This window comes from Kitasatospora sp. cg17-2 (assembly GCF_054031055.1).
This window is the reverse complement of record NZ_CM132923.1, coordinates 5,444,057-5,458,564: the sequence shown is the minus strand read 5'-3', so window position 1 is coordinate 5,458,564 and position 14,508 is coordinate 5,444,057. Positions and strand designations below refer to the sequence as shown.

The window sequence follows — 14,508 nt, the reverse complement described above, 5'->3', positions numbered from 1 at the left end:
TGCTACTGCTCCCTCGTGTACTTGCCGGTTGTCGGTCGGCGCTTGCCGCGTGTCGTTCGCTGTCGGTCGTGTCGGTGCGAGGTGGTGCGAGGTGGTGCTGCCGGGTCCGGGGTGCCGGGCCCTGGCGGCGGGCCCGGCTCCGGGCCTAGACGAGTTCGGAGTCGTCCAGCTGCTCGATCTCGGCCCTGATCAGGTCCTCGACCGCCTCCGCCAGCCGGCTCACCGTCGGGTGGCCGAACACGGTGGCGATCGAGAGGTCGACGTCGAACTCGTCCTGGAGCCGGGAGGTCATCCGGATCGCGAGGATCGAGTGCCCGCCGAGCTCGAAGAAGCTGTCGTGGACGCCGACCGAGGGCAGGCCGAGCAGCTCGGCCCAGACCTCGGCGATCCGCTCCTCGGTGGGCGTGCCCGGCGCGTCCCGGTCGCCCGTGGCCTGCTCGATCGCGGGCAGCGCCCGGCGGTCGACCTTGCCGTTGGCGGTGAGCGGGATCCGGTCCACCGCGGCGACGGCCGAGGGCACCATGTACTCGGGCAGCACCGCGGCGAGGTCGGCGCGCAGCGCGTCGGCGGCGAACGCCCCGCCCTCCGGGACCACGTACGCGGCCAGCGACTTCTCGCCGGTCGCGCTCTCCCGGACCAGCACGACGGCGTCGCGCACGGCCGGGTTCGCGGTCAGCACGGCCTCGATCTCGCCGAGTTCGATCCGGTAGCCGCGCAGCTTGACCTGGGTGTCGATGCGGCCGAGGAACTCGATCGCGCCGCCGTCGAGCACCCGGGCCAGGTCGCCGGTGCGGTAGAGCCGGGAGCCGGCCGGTCCGTACGGGTCCGGGACGAAGCGCTCGGCGGTGAGGTCCGGGCGGCCGTGGTAGCCGCGGGCCAGCCCCGCGCCGCCGACGTGCAGTTCCCCGGCGACGCCGACCGGGGCGGGCCGGCCGGCCCCGTCCAGGACGTACGCCGTGGTGTTGGGCAGCGGGCCGCCGAGCGGGACGGTGCCCTCCTGCGCCCGGTCGACCGGGTGGACCGTGGAGCCGATCGAGGCCTCGGTGGGCCCGTACTCGTTGATCAGCCGGCCGGGGCCCAGCGCCGCCAGCCAGTGGTTGGCGGTCCGCGCGGGCAGCGCCTCGCCGGCCACCAGCACGAGGTCCGCCAGCCCGGCCGCCCGCTCGCCGGTCAGCTGGTCGGTGAGCAGCTCCAGATGGCCGGGGGTGAGCTTGACGAAGCTGTACGGCGCGCCGGCGGCCAGCGTCTCGCCGAGGCGGCCGAGGTCGAGGTCGGCGGGCAGCACGTGCACCGGGCGGCCGGTGATCAGCGGCACGTAGAGGTTGGTGGCGGGCAGGTCGAAGGCCAGCGAGGAGAACAGCGGCGCGCCGCCGGGGCCGCGGACCAGGTCGCGGGCCGCCCAGCGCAGGTGGTTGGCGAGGCCGCGGTGGTGCACCGTGACGCCCTTGGGGCGGCCGGTGGAGCCCGAGGTGTAGATGAGGTAGGCCGGGTGCTCGGGGTCGGTGGCGCGGGCGGGCGCGGTGGCCGGGCGGGCCGCGACGGCCTCCCGGTCGGCGTCCAGCAGGATCCGGGTGCCTGGGAAGCCGCCGGTGGTGGCGGTCAGCGCGGACTCGGTGACCAGCAGCGGCGCGTGGCAGTCGGCGAGCACGTGCCGCAGCCGTTCGGCGGGCAGCGCCGGGTCGAGCGGCAGGTAGGCGGCGCCGGCCTTCCAGATCGCGAGCAGGGCGGGCACCAGGTCGGGTCCGCGCTCCAGGCAGACGCCGACGACGGTCTCCGGTCCGGCCCCGGCGGCGGCCAGGTGGTGGGCGAGGCGGTTGGCCCGCTCGTCCAGCTCCCGGTAGCTCAGGGTGGCGCCGTCGGTGACCACGGCCGCGGCGTCCGGGGTGGCGGCGGCCTGCGCCTCGATCAGGTCGAGGGTGGTGCCGGCCGGCCAGTCGGTCCGCTCGCCGGTGCCCCAGTCGCCGAGCAGCCGCGCCCGCTCGGGGGCGGAGAGCAGTTCGGCGGCACCGAGGGCGGTCGCCGGGTCGGCGGTGAAGGTCTCCAGCAGGCGCAGGAACTGCTCGGCCAGCCGCTCGACGGTGCCGTGCTCGAACAGCGCGGCGGCGTACTCGAAGGCGCCGCTCCAGGTGCCGTCGGCCTCGCTGCGCACGTACAGGGTGAGGTCGGTCTTGGCGACCCGGCGGGCCGGGTGCAGGTAGTCGAGGTCCGCCTTGTCGGGCATGCCGCCGATCAGCCGGCCGTCGTGCAGGTTGAAGGCGACCTGGTAGAGCGGGGTGCGGGAGAGGTCGCGCTCCGGGTTGAGCTCGTCGACGATGTGCTCGAACGACAGCTCCTGGTGCGCGAAGGCGTCCAGGCAGGTGGCCCGCAGCCGGTCCAGCGCCTCGGTGAACGGCAGGCCGCCGTCGAGGCGGCAGCGCAGCACCAGCGAGTTGAGGAAGAAGCCGACGGTCCGCTCGACCTCGGGCCGGGTGCGGCCGGCGACGGGCGTGCCGACGACCACGTCCCACTGGCCGCTGTGGCGGGCGAGCAGGGTGCCGAAGGCGGTGAGCAGGGTCATGAACGGGGTGGCCTCGCGGCTCTGCCCCAGGCGGGTGACCGCGTCCATGAGCCGGGGCGGGATGCCGAAGCCCACCACGCCGCCGCGCGGGTCGCGCCGGGCCGGACGGGGGTGGTCGGTGGGCAGCTCCAGCGGGACCAGGCCGTCCAGGACGCCGCGCCAGTGGTCGAGTTCGCCGGCCAGCCGGTCCTTGGCGTGCCACTGCCGCTCCCAGGACGCGTAGTCGGCGTACTGGACCGGCGGCTCGGGCAGCCGGGGCGCGGTGCCGGCCCGGTAGGCGGCGCACAGGGTGCGGAACTCGTCCTCCAGGACGGCGACCGACCAGCCGTCGCAGGCGATGTGGTGGATGGTCACCAGCAGCAGCCGCTCGTCCCCGGCCTCCGGGGTGGCGGCCAGGGTGGCCCGCCAGATCCGGCCGGCGGCCAGGTCGAAGGGGGTCTCGAACTGCTCGCGGAACAGCTCCACGATCTGCTCGCGGCTGCCCTCGACGGTGCGCAGCTCGATCGGCAGGGTCTCGCCGACCTCCTGGACCGGCTCGCCGTCGACGGTGCGGTAGCGGGTGCGCAGGACCTCGTGGCGGTCGGCGAGGGTGTCGAGCACCAGCCGGACGGTCCCGGCGTCCAGGTCGGCGGGCACCCGGAGGAAGAACGGGGCGGCCCACTCGGGGCCGGGCTCCATGGTGTCCAGCAGCCAGATCCGGCGCTGGCCGGAGGAGAGCGGGAGCGGGCGGTCGCGGGGCACCGGGACGACGCCGGGGACGGCGGCGTCGTCGGTGCTGGGGGTCTCCGTCTCCTCGACCGCCAGCAGGGCGGCCTGCTCGCGGACGGTGACGGCGGTGAACAGATCGGCGAGGACGACGGTCGTGCCGGTGGCGGTGTGCAGACGGCGGGCCAGCTCGGTGAGCAGCAGCGAGTAGCCGCCGAGCTGGAAGAAGTTGTCCTCGGCGCCGACCTCGGCGACCTCCAGCAGCTCCGACCAGACCTGGGCGACGGCGCGCTCGGCGGCGGTGGCCGGGGCCACGTAGGCGGGGCGGGCGTAGGCGGCGGCCGGGGCGGGCGCGGGCGCGGCGGCGGCCTCGTCCAGCTGCTCCAGGGTGCCGTCGTTGCGCCAGCGGACCGGGGTGCCGGTGTTGTGCATCCGGCTGCCGGGGGCGCCGAAGAAGGCGGGTCGCAGGCGGTCGGCGGTGGCCCGGGGGTCACCGGCCCAGCCGCGCGGCAGGCCGAGACCGGCCACGTGCAGCTCGCCGGGGACGCCGGGCGGGACGGGGTCGCCGTACTCGTCGACGACCAGCACCCGGACCTGGTCGATCGGGCGGCCGAGGACGGTGGCGGTGCGCTCGTGGGCGGCGTTCTCCTGGGGGTCGACGTCGTCGGCGGTGAGGATCAGCGCGCCGGGCTCCAGGACGTGCAGGGTGCGCGCCTCCTCGATCCGGGCGGCCAGCGCGCGGCCGGCGGCCGGCGGCAGGTCGGCGCCGAGGGAGAGCACCAGCCGGAGGTCCGGGGTGGCGGGGTCGGTGGCGGCGTCGGCCACCTCCGTCGCCTCGGTCGTTTCGGCCGCCTCAGCGAGGGCGGCGGCGGGCGCGACCAGCACGGTGGCCCGCTGCTCGGCGGCGGCGTCCAGCAGCCGGGCCGGGTGCGGCGCCGGGGCGGGCAGGACGGCGGTGGCGTCGGCGGTGAGCGCGGCGAACAGCGCCCAGGTGGCCGCGCCGGCGGGGCCGGTGACGAGGACCCGGTCGGTGGCGTCGAGGCCGTGGTCCTCGGCCAGCCAGGTGACCTGGTTGACGACGGTGGCGTGGTCGAGCAACGCACCGGGGCCGCCGTCCGCGCCGGGGGCGATCCAGGCGGCGGCCTGCGGCTCGACGTCCACCGGGGCGGCGATCGCGGCCGCGCGCAGGGCCTCGGCGAGGGTGCTTCCGGCGGTCGTGCCCTCCTCCCGGCCGTCGGTCAGGACCAGATCGGCCGCGACCCCGGCCGCGTCCGCCCGCCCGTCGGCGTCCAGCGGCAGCACCGCGGCACCGGCCCGCCACACCCCGAGCACGGCAGCGGCCAGGTCGGCGCCGGCCGGGAGGCGAATTCCGACCACCGATTCCGGACCGATTCCGGAATCGGCCAGGAATCCGGCGATCCGATCGGCCCGCCCGTCGATTTCGCGACGGCCGACCTCGTGGTGGCCGTCGAATACGGCGACCGAGTCGGGAACCCGTTCCACCGAGTTCGCGAAAAGGTGATGCACAAAGGACTGCCGTGCCACGAGAGCTCCTCGCTCGGTCACTAAGGGGCGGATCAGCTGCTGCGCGGGGCTCAGCCGGCGACGGTCTCGGCGACGGCGGGGGTCCCGGCGGCGGCGGTCCCGGCGGCGGCCTCGGCCATCCGCAGGCGCAGGCTCAGCGGGCGCATGTCGGTCCACACCTCGCCGATCCGGGCCAGGCACTCCTCCTTGCTGCCGGAGAAGCCCTCCTGGTGCCAGCCCGCCGGGAGCGCCCGGTCGGCCCACCAGATCGAGTACTGCTCCTCGTCGTTGAGGACGACGAGGTAGGTCTGCGTGTCAACGTTCAGCTCGGCCACGGCCGGGTCCCCGATCACTTGAGGCTGGTGTCGCACGGAGCGGTCGGCCCGCACCCGTGCCCTTCATACGGAGCGAGTCTGGGGACGCCCGCTATAGGTGCTCTATACGTCCCCGGGGGAGGCTCGGGACCGGCCGGACGGCGTTCCGTCGGGGCTCTTCCGGGGGCTCTTCCGAGAGTTCCCGCGGGGGCTCCCCGGGGCTCTTCCGGGCGCTCCGACTGCCGTTTGCCGCAGTCCCGGGGTGTAGCGCACTACACCCCGGAAACAGAACTCCACTTCATTGCCCGCCCAGTGGGCCGGAAGGTGTACTTGCTGCCATGACCGCCACAGCCCGCGGCACGGAATTCGCCGTCGAACTCCGCTCCGTTTCCAAGACCTACCGCTCCGGCCCCGAGCCCGTCGTCGGCCTCGACGGGGTGAGCCTCGGCTTCCCGTTCGGCACCTTCACCGCCGTCATGGGCCCCTCCGGCTCCGGCAAGTCCACCCTGCTGCGCGCCGCGGCCGGCCTGGAGGGCATCGACGGCGGCCAGGTGCTGGTCGACGGCACCGAGCTGGGCGGCCTCAAGGACAAGGAGCTGACGCTGCTCCGCCGGGAGCGGATCGGCTTCGTCTTCCAGTCCTTCAACCTGCTCCCCTCCCTCACCGCCGCGCAGAACGTCGCGCTCCCGCCGAAGCTGGCCGGCCGCCGCCCGGGCAAGGCCGAGGTGCTGGCCGCGCTGGGCTCGGTCGGCCTGGCCGAGCGGGCCGGCCACCGCCCCGGCGAGCTGTCCGGCGGCCAGCAGCAGCGGGTCGCCATCGCCCGCGCCCTCATCAGCCGACCCGCCGTCGTCCTGGCCGACGAGCCGACCGGCGCCCTGGACACCAAGAGCGGGCGCGAGGTGCTGGCCCTGCTCCGCGGCCTGGCCGACGACGCCGGGCGCGCCGTCGTCATGGTCACCCACGACCCGGTCGCCGCCTCCTACGCGGACCGCGTGGTGTTCCTGACCGACGGCCGGCTCGCGGGCTCCCTGGAGGAGCCGACGGCCGAGCGCGTCGCCGCCCGGATGACGAGCCTGGAGGCCCTGGCGTGCTGAGCGTCGCCCTCTCCACCCTCCGGGTGCGCTGGACGTCCTTCGTCGGCACCTTCGTCGCGCTCTGCCTCGGCGTCGGCCTGATGGCCACGGCGATGCTGGTCATCGGCGCCACCGCCGGGGTCGCCGACCTCGCGCAGCAGCGCTGGTCCGGCGCGCCCGCCGTGGTGGTGCCGGACACCGGCATCGACCTCGCCGACAGCGACGGGCAGGTCCAGAGCGTCGCGGTGGCCCAGCAGCCGGGCCTGGGCCCGGAGCTGGTGGCCGCCGTCGCCCGCACCGGCCGGGTGGTCGAGGACCACACCTTCTACGCCCAGCTGGCCGGCGGCCCGGCCGACCAGGTCGGGCGCGGCTGGTCGGCCGCCGAGGCCGGCGGCTACCGGCTGGCCTCGGGCAGCGCCCCGGCCGCCGACGGGCAGGTCGTGGTCGGCGGCGGGGAGGCCGGCCTGATCGGCCGCACCCTGCCGCTGCTGACCGCCGACGGCCCGCGCCGGGTCACCGTCACCGGCGTCACCGACGCGGTGCCGTTCGAGCACGCGGTGTTCTTCACCGACGCCGAGGCCGCCCGGATCTCCCCGGCCGTCGACGCGCTGGCCGCCTACGGTCCGGCCGACGCCGTCCGCCGGGTCGTGGCGGAGGCCGGCCGGGGCCCGGGTCGGGCCGCCGTCCTCACCGGCAAGGAGCGCGCCACCGCCGACCCGCACCACGCCTTCCTGCTCAGCCAGATGGACAACGTGGACACCCCGCTCGGCCTGGCCGCCGGGGTCGCCGGCTTCGTCGCGGTGTTCGTGGTCGCCGGCACCTTCGCCCTGTCCATCGCCCAGCGGCGGCGGGAGCTCGCCCTGCTCCGACTGATCGGCTCCACCCGCCGCCAGCTGCGCCGGCTCATCCACGCCGAGGCCGTGCTGGTGGGCGTGCTCGCCTCGGCGGCGGGCTGCGGGCTCGGCCTGGTCGGCGCCCCGCTGTGCCGGGACTGGCTGGTCGACCGCCACATCGTCAGCCCCGACTTCACCGTGCCGATCACCGGCTGGGCGCTCGCCACGGCGGCGACGATCGGCCTGGTCACGGCGGTCGTCGGTGTCATCGTCTCCTCGGTCCGGGCCGGGCTGATCAGCCCCGGCGAGGCGCTGCGCGAGGCCGCCGTCGAGCGCAGCCCCAAGGGGGCGAACCGCTTCCGCTGGGTGGTCGGCGGGCTGGCCCTGGCGGCGGGTGTGGTGGCCGTCAGCGGCACCGCGACCATGCAGCCGGAGGCCGGGTCCAACGCGGCCGCCTCGGCCTCGCTGGTGCTGGTGATCGTCGGCGCCTTCGTCACCCTCGCCGGGGTGCTCGCCGGGCCGGTGATCCGCCTGGTGACCGGGCTGCCCGCGCGGTTCTCCCGCTCCGGCGCCGACACGGAGGACGCGGGCGGCGCCGTCTGGTCGACCGCCCGTCAGAGCGCCCTCACCGCCTTCCGCCGCACGGCCGCGACGACCACCCCGGTGGTCATCGTCGTCAGCCTGACCGGCTGCCTGCTCGGCAGCATCGGGACGATCAACGCGGCCCAGGTCAGCGCCGTCGGGCGGCAGCTCTCCCGGGCGGACTGGGTGGTCTCCCCGGCCGGGGCTCCGGGCCTCACCCGGGCCCTGGTCGACCAGGTCCGGGCCGTCCCGGGCATCACGGCCGTGGTCTCCACCCCGACCACCGTCTACGCGGAGGAGCAGGGGCCGAGCGCCCTCGCCCTCCAGGCGGCGGCGGTCGACGCGGCCGGGCTGGCCACGGTCGCCGAACTCCCGGTTGTCAGCGGCTCGGCGGCCGACTTGAAGCCGGGCTCGATCATCGTCAACTCCGTCTGGCCGGGGAGCCCGCACGCGGGCGACGAGGTCAGCACCTGGCTCGCCGACGGTTCGCGGAAGACCTTCAAGGTCGCGGCCGTGCTCCAGGCGGGCGCCGACAGCACCCAGGCCTACCTGGACGCCTCCGACGCGGGTGCCGGCGCCGTGCTCCCGTCCCGGATCATCGTCAAGCTCGCCCCGGGTGCCGATCCGGCGGCCGCGGCGATCGCGCTGCAGAGCGCCGTCTCCGCCCTCGGCGGGCGGATCAGCACGCCGGCCGAGGTCTCGGCGGCGGCGACGGACGCCAACCAGGAGAGCTCCAAGAACGGCATGCTGATGATCCTCGGCCTGTCGGTGCTCTACGCGCTGGTGGCCCTGGCCAACACCCTGGTGATGACGCTGGGCGACCGCCGCCGCGAGCTGGCGATGCTGCGCCTGGCGGGCGCCACCCGGGGCCAGGTCCTGCGCGCCGTCGCGACGGAGACCCTGCTGTGCGTCGGCGCGGGCGCCCTGGTGGGCGCGGTCGCCTCGGCCATCAGCATCGGCGGCTCCTGGGCGGCGCTGCGCCAACTGGTCGGCCCGACCCCGGCGGTGGTCCCGTGGTCGACGCTGGGTGAACTCCTCGCCGTCTGCGCGGCCATCGGTCTGGCGGCGGCCGTCGTCCCCGCGGCGCTCGCGCTGCGCGGCGGTGACGGCCGCAGCATCCTCGCGGGCGTCGCGGGCGAGGCGGGCTGAGGCAGCGAACGGCTAGGAGCGGCTAGGAACGGCCGGGAGTGGGAAGTCGAGGCGGTCGACTTCCCACTCCCGGTTTTTCTCTGGTGGCTCCCTTGCTGTGGGCGTGGGCGTGGAGCCACCGATACCGAGCCGCGCCACATCGGTTGCCCCTCGCTCATGGCCCACCGCTCCTCCCGGGTCCACCGCTCGCCGATGCCGTTCCTTTCCGGGAGGCCGGAAGTCAGCAGGAGTGGGAAGTCGAGACCGCCGACTTCCCACTCCTGGGTTCTCCCGCGGTGGCTCCCTTGCGAGAGGCAAGGGAGCCACCGAGCCACGCCGCATCACCCGACGTCAGCCGGCTGGCCCCTCGCTCGACCCGAGCGAGGGGCCAGCGTTCAAGTCGACGAGGCCGACTTCCTACTTCCGGGTCTTTCTCCGGTGGCTCCCCTTGCAGTCTGCAAGGGGAGCCACCGAAACCGAGCCACGCCGCCGGTGAACTGGGAAGTCGGAGCGGCCGACCTCGGCCGGTTGCCCCTCGCCCGACCCGAACGAGGGGCAACCGCTCAGGTCACAGGTGAGGGGCGCGGGGAGAGCCGCTTCCGGTGGCCCCTTGCTGCACGCAAGGGGCCACCGGAACACCGCCGTCCGTACCGGCGTCCCCATCCGGGAGCGCAACTTTCCGGCGCCGTAACGCCGGCCGCACTGTGGTGCACGGCCGCTCCCGCTGTTCGGGCCGCGAAGCGATTCCCGTCAGGTGCGAGGCTCGGTAGCGGAGGGGAGTCGCTCCGTGTCGGCGCCGAAAGGAATGAAGACGGTTCGAGTGGCGAGGAGCCAGCTGCCATCGATGTTGCGGAAGGTGTCCTCGTAGTGCCCCACGTTCGCTGGGAGGCGGGTCTCGATGATGCCGCCGGCGTAGCCGTCGACCCGATACGTCGTCAGGTACGAGACTGCGCGGGCCTCCGTCGCGGACTCGATCGTCACCAGGATGTTCGTCATCAGCCGACGCGAGAGCCTGTCCGAGGGGCGCGACCCGAAGTAGGTGCTCAGAGCCTCACGCCCCTCGATGCGGCGGTCGTCGTGAGGCCAGTACCAGACGCCGTCGGGCGTGAACAGTTCGGCCACCGAACTCGGCTCACCAAGGTCGAGGCGGTGAATGAAGTCGACGATGATCCGCTCGCAAGCACGTTCCGCGAGCATTCGGTCGATCGGGGCAATGATCTTGTCGTCCATCTCCCCTTCCTAGCAGCTCGATCGCGTAGCGGAGCAGCGGTTTTCCGGCGCCGTCCGGCACCGGTGCAGAACTTCCCGCCGAAGGCCCGGCATGCCTGAACGTTTCTTCGGTGGCCCCCTTGCTGCACGCAAGGGGGCCACCGAAACTGAGCCCGCCGCTGCACCCGACCTCAGCCGGCTGCCCCTCGCTCGGCCCGAGCGGGGGGCAGTTGCTCATGCCGAGGGCCGGGCGGAGCAGCAAGTCGGCGCGGCTGACTTCCTACGGCCGGGCCTTCTTCCGGTGGCCCCTCGCGCCGCGCGAGGAGCCACCGGCTCACGGCAAAGGCACGCGTCGGGTTGCGGCGAGGCCCGTTGAGCAGTCCCCCAAGTCCTGGGGGCGGAGTAGGAAGTCGATGTCGCCGACTTCCCACTCCTGGGTTCTCCCGCGGTGGCCTCCTTGCCGCTCGCAAGGAAGCCACCGGAACCGAGCCGCGCCGCCGCACCCGACCTCGCCGGCTGCCTCTCGCTCGGCCCGGCCGAGAGGCAACTGCTCATCCTGTCGGCCGGGCAGAGCGAGAAGTCGACGGGGCTGACTTCCTACGGCCGGGCCTTCTTCCGGTGGCTCCTCGCGCCGCGCGAGGAGCCACCGGCTCACGGCAAGGGCACGCGTCGGGTTGCGGCGAGGCCCGTTGAGCAGTCCCCCAAGTCCTGGGGGCGGAGTAGGAAGTCGATGTCGCCGACTTCCCACTCCTGGGTTCTCCCGCGGTGGCCTCCTTGCCGCTCGCAAGGAAGCCACCGGAACCGAGCCGCGCCGCCGCACCCGACCTCGCCGGCTGCCTCTCGCTCGGCCCGGCCGAGAGGCAACTGCTCATCCTGTCGGCCGGGCAGAGCGAGAAGTCGACGGGGCTGACTTCCTGTTCCTGGGTCCTTCTTCCGGTGGCTCCTTGCACTGGGCAAGGAGCCACCGGAGCACGGCCCGGACCCTCGTTGGGTCCGGCCAGGGCTGCTGGCGCAGTGGCGGAGTAGAAAGTCGAACGGGCTGACTTCCTGCTCCGCCCCGGTGGCCCCCTTGCTGCGGGCAAGGGGGCCACCGGAACACCGCTGTCCGCAGGCAGCCGTTCGCCGACGCCGCTCCTTCCGGCGAGGTCGGAGGTCAGCGAGGGTGGGAAGTCGATGCCGCCGACTTCCCACTCCTGGGGCCTTCTTCGGTGGCTCCCTTGCTGTGCGCAAGGGAGCCACCGGGCCCGAGCGGTGGATGTTGGTGGCGTGGGAAGTCGGTGGGTCCGACTTCCCACGCCGGGTGGTTACTGGGGTATGCGGCTGTCGGTCTGGTCGGCGGTCCAGGTGTGTTCCGTGCTGCCGTCAGGGAGGGTGTGGGTTTCCCAGTGCCCGTGGCGGGTGATCGGCGGCGGGGGCGGGCCGATCTTCAGGGCCGTGACGACGCCGGTGATCACGGTGGCGATGGCGAGGGCGAGGAGGACGGCGAAGGCCGCGCCGACGAGAAATCCGCTCACCCCGGGGCCGCCTCGCGCAGCAGGGTGAGGAGGTTGAGGAGGGTGGAGACCGGGGCTTCGCCGAAGTCGACGAGGAGGCGGCCGTCGATGGTGGGCTCCGCCACCGCGGCGGAGCCCCAGCGCAGGCCGAGGGGTCTGCCGCGTTCGTGGAGTTCGCGCAGGAGGGCGGTGACCTCGGGTTCGGTGTAGGTGCGCAGGTAGGGGTCGTGGGGGTCGACGGGGGTGTTCACGCGGCGAAGTCCAGTTCGAACCAGACGACCTTGCCGGTCTTGGTGGGGTCGACGCCCAACCGGTGGGTGAGGGCGCGCACGAGGTGGAGTCCGCGTCCGGAGACGGCGTAGGGGTCGGCGGAGATGCGGGGTTCGGGGAGGTCGGGGCAGTCGTCGCAGACGGCGACGCGCAGCGTGGTCGGCCGGAGGCAGACCAGGACGGCAGGGGCGGCGGAACCGGCGTGCCGCCAGGCATTGACGAAGAGCTCATGGAACGCGAGTTCGGCGTCGTCGACGGCATCGGGCCGCCACCCGGCGGAGAGGAGGAGGGAACGCAGTTCCGCGCGGACGGCGGAGCAGTCGGGCGGGTTGCAGGCACGCATGAGAAACCTCCGAATGAGGTCGTGCGAGTGGGGAGAAGAGGCGTCGGCGGGGACGTCACCGTGAGCCAGGCCCGGCCTTGGCTGCTCTGCGGCGCAAAAGGGCAGCAGGCGCCTACCACCCCAACAAGCAAGCATTACTGACGATCCGTCGGATCGCTATGAGACAGACCATAGCCCACGTCGCCACAGATTTGTGGCGCCAATCGGGAAGTTCCCTCTAACGTGGCATCCGGCCCGGATGGACCCGCTCGCTGTGGGCGCGGCACACTGGCCCTGCGCTATCCAGAGAGGACGCCATGGCCCTTCGCTCCAACCCAACTCTCCGTCAACGCAGGCTCGGCACAGAGCTGCGGCGGATGCGGGAGCAGGCCGGCTTTGGAGGTAGCCAGCTCGCTCGCGACCTCGGCATCAACCCCGCTCACGTGACACAGATGGAAGCGGGAAAGACCGGCATCAGTGTCGAGCGGCTTCGCACCATCGCCGCACTGTGCATGTGTGTCAATCAACCGTTGATCGACGCTCTCGCCGACATCATCACAACGCGAGGGAAGAGTGGGTGGTGGGAGGAGTACCGCGGAGAGCTCGCCACGGACTTCCTGGACGTGGCGGAGTTGGAATCTGATGCGCGGAGGCTAGTCACCTACACGACCACCTTCGTTCCTGGATTGCTTCAGACGACCGCCTATGCCTCGGCCCTGTTCTCCCAGACGTACCCACCCCTGCCTCCCCACGAGGTCGAACTCAGAACGTCCTTCCGCATGAGAAGGCAGCTCATGGTGCAATCCGCCGCCACGCCGTTCTGTGCCTTCATACACGAGGCAGCCCTGCGGATGCAGTTCAGTGGGCCGAAGGACCTCGCCGAACAGCTCGAAGCGCTTCTTGCCCAATCAGAGCGTCCGAATATCTCGCTCCGAATCGTTCCGTTCGGAGTCGATTCCGTCCCGAGCCCGAGCGAGAATTTCACCTACGCAGAGGGACCCGTCGTCGATTTGGACGCTGCACAGATGGACACAGGCCATGGCGGCCAGCTCTTCGATGCGCCCGCGCACCTGGCGCGATTCCGTGCGCTCATCGCCCAGATGGGATCCACAGCGCTGTCCGAGGAAAGGTCACGAGACCTCATCCAGTCCATCATGAAGGAAAGTGAACGCAAGCATGGCTAGCCAGACCTGGCAAAAGTCCAGCTACTCCGCAGCAAACGACAACTGTGTCGAGGTACGTGCTGCAAGTGGGCTGGTCGAACTCCGGGAGTCCGATGACGGCGAACTCATACTCCGCACCGCCCCCGGTGCCTTCGCCAACCTGCTCCGCACCATCAAGGCCGGCGAACGAGACCACTACGCCTGACCCCCAGCACCCCGGCGCCCCCTCGCTCGACCCGAGCGAGGGGGCGCAATTATGCCGCCTCCGCCCCGCTCCCGGCACTCTGGTGCGCCTGCCCCGGCTCTGCCACCATCGCAGCTGGCGCGCAGGGAAAGGCGCGCTAATCGTTCACCTCTGCTCCATCAATGCAGCCGTAGAGCGTCGAGGGGATCCCGGAATGTCAATGAAGAATTTACGGAGCCGTATCCCGCACCTGGTGACGGCCGTGCTCCTGCTCCTGGGCCTGATGACCGCCGCCACTTCTCAGGCACAGGCAGCTCCGCAGCGACTCACCGGTAACGCGACCATATGTTCCAACGCGCCGATACCGGCCGGCTGGGTCATCACCAGCTCCTACAGCACCGGCAGCTGCACGGGCACCAGCTACCTCTACACGATCAGCGATGCCAGCACCCTGAGCAATGCCACGGTGTGCTCGTACTCCCCCATCCCGACCAACTGGGCGATCACCAGCGGCTACAACAGTGGTATCTGCGCGAACACCACCTTTGTGTACACGATCACCAAGCTCACCACCCAGGCCAACGTCACCGTCTGCTCGTACTCCCCCGTCCCCAAGGGGTGGGTGATCACCAGCGGCTACAACCTCGGCATCTGCACGGGCACCACCTTCGTGTACACCCTCGCCAACACCGCCAACCTGACCAACGTCACCGTCTGCTCGTACTCCCCGGTCCCCACCGGCTGGGTCATCACCAGCGCCTACAACCTCGGCATCTGCACGGGCACCACCTTCGTGTACACCCTCGCCAACACCGCCAACCTGACCAACGTCACCGTCTGCTCGTACTCCCCGGTCCCCACCGGCTGGGTCATCACCAGCGCCTACAGCACAGGCGGCTGCACGAGCGCCGGCTACATGTACACCCTCGCCAAGCTCACGACCCAGACCAACGCCGCCGTCTGCTCGTTCTCCCCCATCCCCGCCGGCTGGGTGATCAGCGGCTCCTACAACACCGGCAGCTGTGCGGACAGCGGCTTCGGCTACTACATCCGCAAGGTCTGACCCACCCGCTCCGCGTGCCCCCGCGCTCGACCCGGAGCGCGGGGGCACGACCCGTACGGGCGCACTCTTCGGCGGCGGCCGGCCGCGA

Annotated in this window: 11 protein-coding genes; 5 read left to right on the top strand and 6 right to left on the bottom strand. The window is 72.7% G+C overall.

From position 1 onward, the window contains the following. Positions 1-145: 145 nt before the first annotated feature. Together ACW14Y_RS23080 and ACW14Y_RS23075 are read right to left on the bottom strand one after the other, a co-directional pair. The gene (locus ACW14Y_RS23080; RefSeq protein ID WP_456983289.1) at positions 146-4,765 is read right to left on the bottom strand and encodes an amino acid adenylation domain-containing protein; all 4,620 of its coding nucleotides are present in this window, start codon (positions 4,763-4,765) and stop codon (positions 146-148) included. A gap of 92 nt (positions 4,766-4,857) precedes the next feature. Further along, positions 4,858-5,112, bottom strand: a complete 255-nt coding sequence (locus ACW14Y_RS23075) for an MbtH family protein (RefSeq protein WP_456988228.1) — start codon at positions 5,110-5,112, stop codon at positions 4,858-4,860. A 326-nt stretch (positions 5,113-5,438) separates the two neighbouring features. On the opposite strand from ACW14Y_RS23075, the gene ACW14Y_RS23070 reads away from it, so the two are divergent. Together ACW14Y_RS23070 and ACW14Y_RS23065 are read left to right on the top strand one after the other, a co-directional pair. Beyond that, complete coding sequence (locus tag ACW14Y_RS23070) at positions 5,439-6,194, top strand: ABC transporter ATP-binding protein (RefSeq protein ID WP_266312402.1); 756 nt, start codon at positions 5,439-5,441, stop codon at positions 6,192-6,194. Next, positions 6,188-8,737, top strand: a complete 2,550-nt coding sequence (locus ACW14Y_RS23065; RefSeq protein WP_456983286.1) for an FtsX-like permease family protein — start codon at positions 6,188-6,190, stop codon at positions 8,735-8,737. The genes ACW14Y_RS23070 and ACW14Y_RS23065 overlap by 7 nt, the downstream gene beginning before the upstream one ends. 729 nt (positions 8,738-9,466) lie before the next feature. Here ACW14Y_RS23065 and ACW14Y_RS23060 read toward each other — a convergent pair. The 4 genes from ACW14Y_RS23060 to ACW14Y_RS23045 form a co-directional block, all read right to left on the bottom strand. Then, positions 9,467-9,946, bottom strand: coding sequence for a nuclear transport factor 2 family protein (locus tag ACW14Y_RS23060; RefSeq protein ID WP_456983284.1), 480 nt, complete (start codon positions 9,944-9,946; stop codon positions 9,467-9,469). 1,283 nt (positions 9,947-11,229) lie between these two features. Beyond that, complete coding sequence (locus tag ACW14Y_RS23055) at positions 11,230-11,439, bottom strand: hypothetical protein (RefSeq protein WP_380299565.1); 210 nt, start codon at positions 11,437-11,439, stop codon at positions 11,230-11,232. Beyond that, positions 11,436-11,669: a hypothetical protein gene (locus ACW14Y_RS23050; RefSeq protein ID WP_456983282.1), complete on the bottom strand. Its 234-nt coding sequence runs from the start codon at positions 11,667-11,669 to the stop codon at positions 11,436-11,438. The genes ACW14Y_RS23055 and ACW14Y_RS23050 overlap by 4 nt, the downstream gene beginning before the upstream one ends. Next, positions 11,666-12,031 carry an ATP-binding protein gene (locus ACW14Y_RS23045; RefSeq protein ID WP_406091609.1) on the bottom strand — a complete coding sequence of 122 codons (366 nt, stop codon included), beginning with the start codon at positions 12,029-12,031 and terminating at the stop codon, positions 11,666-11,668. Before ACW14Y_RS23045 ends, ACW14Y_RS23050 begins: the two co-directional genes overlap by 4 nt. A gap of 296 nt (positions 12,032-12,327) precedes the next feature. On the opposite strand from ACW14Y_RS23045, the gene ACW14Y_RS23040 reads away from it, so the two are divergent. The 3 genes from ACW14Y_RS23040 (at position 12,328) to ACW14Y_RS23030 (ending at position 14,420) form a co-directional block, all read left to right on the top strand. After that, positions 12,328-13,194 (top strand): helix-turn-helix domain-containing protein, encoded by an 867-nt coding sequence (locus tag ACW14Y_RS23040; protein WP_380385551.1) that lies wholly within the window; start codon positions 12,328-12,330, stop codon positions 13,192-13,194. Further along, a complete protein-coding gene (locus ACW14Y_RS23035) occupies positions 13,187-13,378 on the top strand; it encodes a DUF397 domain-containing protein (protein WP_456983279.1) in 192 nt (63 codons plus the stop codon). The genes ACW14Y_RS23040 and ACW14Y_RS23035 overlap by 8 nt, the downstream gene beginning before the upstream one ends. Positions 13,379-13,610: 232 nt before the next feature. Beyond that, positions 13,611-14,420: a hypothetical protein gene (locus ACW14Y_RS23030; protein WP_456983277.1), complete on the top strand. Its 810-nt coding sequence runs from the start codon at positions 13,611-13,613 to the stop codon at positions 14,418-14,420. The last annotated feature ends 88 nt before the right edge of the window (positions 14,421-14,508 follow it).

Bases quoted from the DNA above. Each gene is read 5' to 3' on its own strand.
- ACW14Y_RS23070 (WP_266312402.1), top strand. From the start codon at position 5,439: ATGACCGCCACAGCCCGCGGCACGGAATTCGCCGTCGAACTCCGCTCC.
- ACW14Y_RS23060 (WP_456983284.1), bottom strand. From the start codon at position 9,946: ATGGACGACAAGATCATTGCCCCGATCGACCGAATGCTCGCGGAACGT.
- ACW14Y_RS23045 (WP_406091609.1), bottom strand. From the start codon at position 12,031: ATGCGTGCCTGCAACCCGCCCGACTGCTCCGCCGTCCGCGCGGAACTG.
- ACW14Y_RS23040 (WP_380385551.1), top strand. From the start codon at position 12,328: ATGGCCCTTCGCTCCAACCCAACTCTCCGTCAACGCAGGCTCGGCACA.
- ACW14Y_RS23035 (WP_456983279.1), top strand. From the start codon at position 13,187: ATGGCTAGCCAGACCTGGCAAAAGTCCAGCTACTCCGCAGCAAACGAC.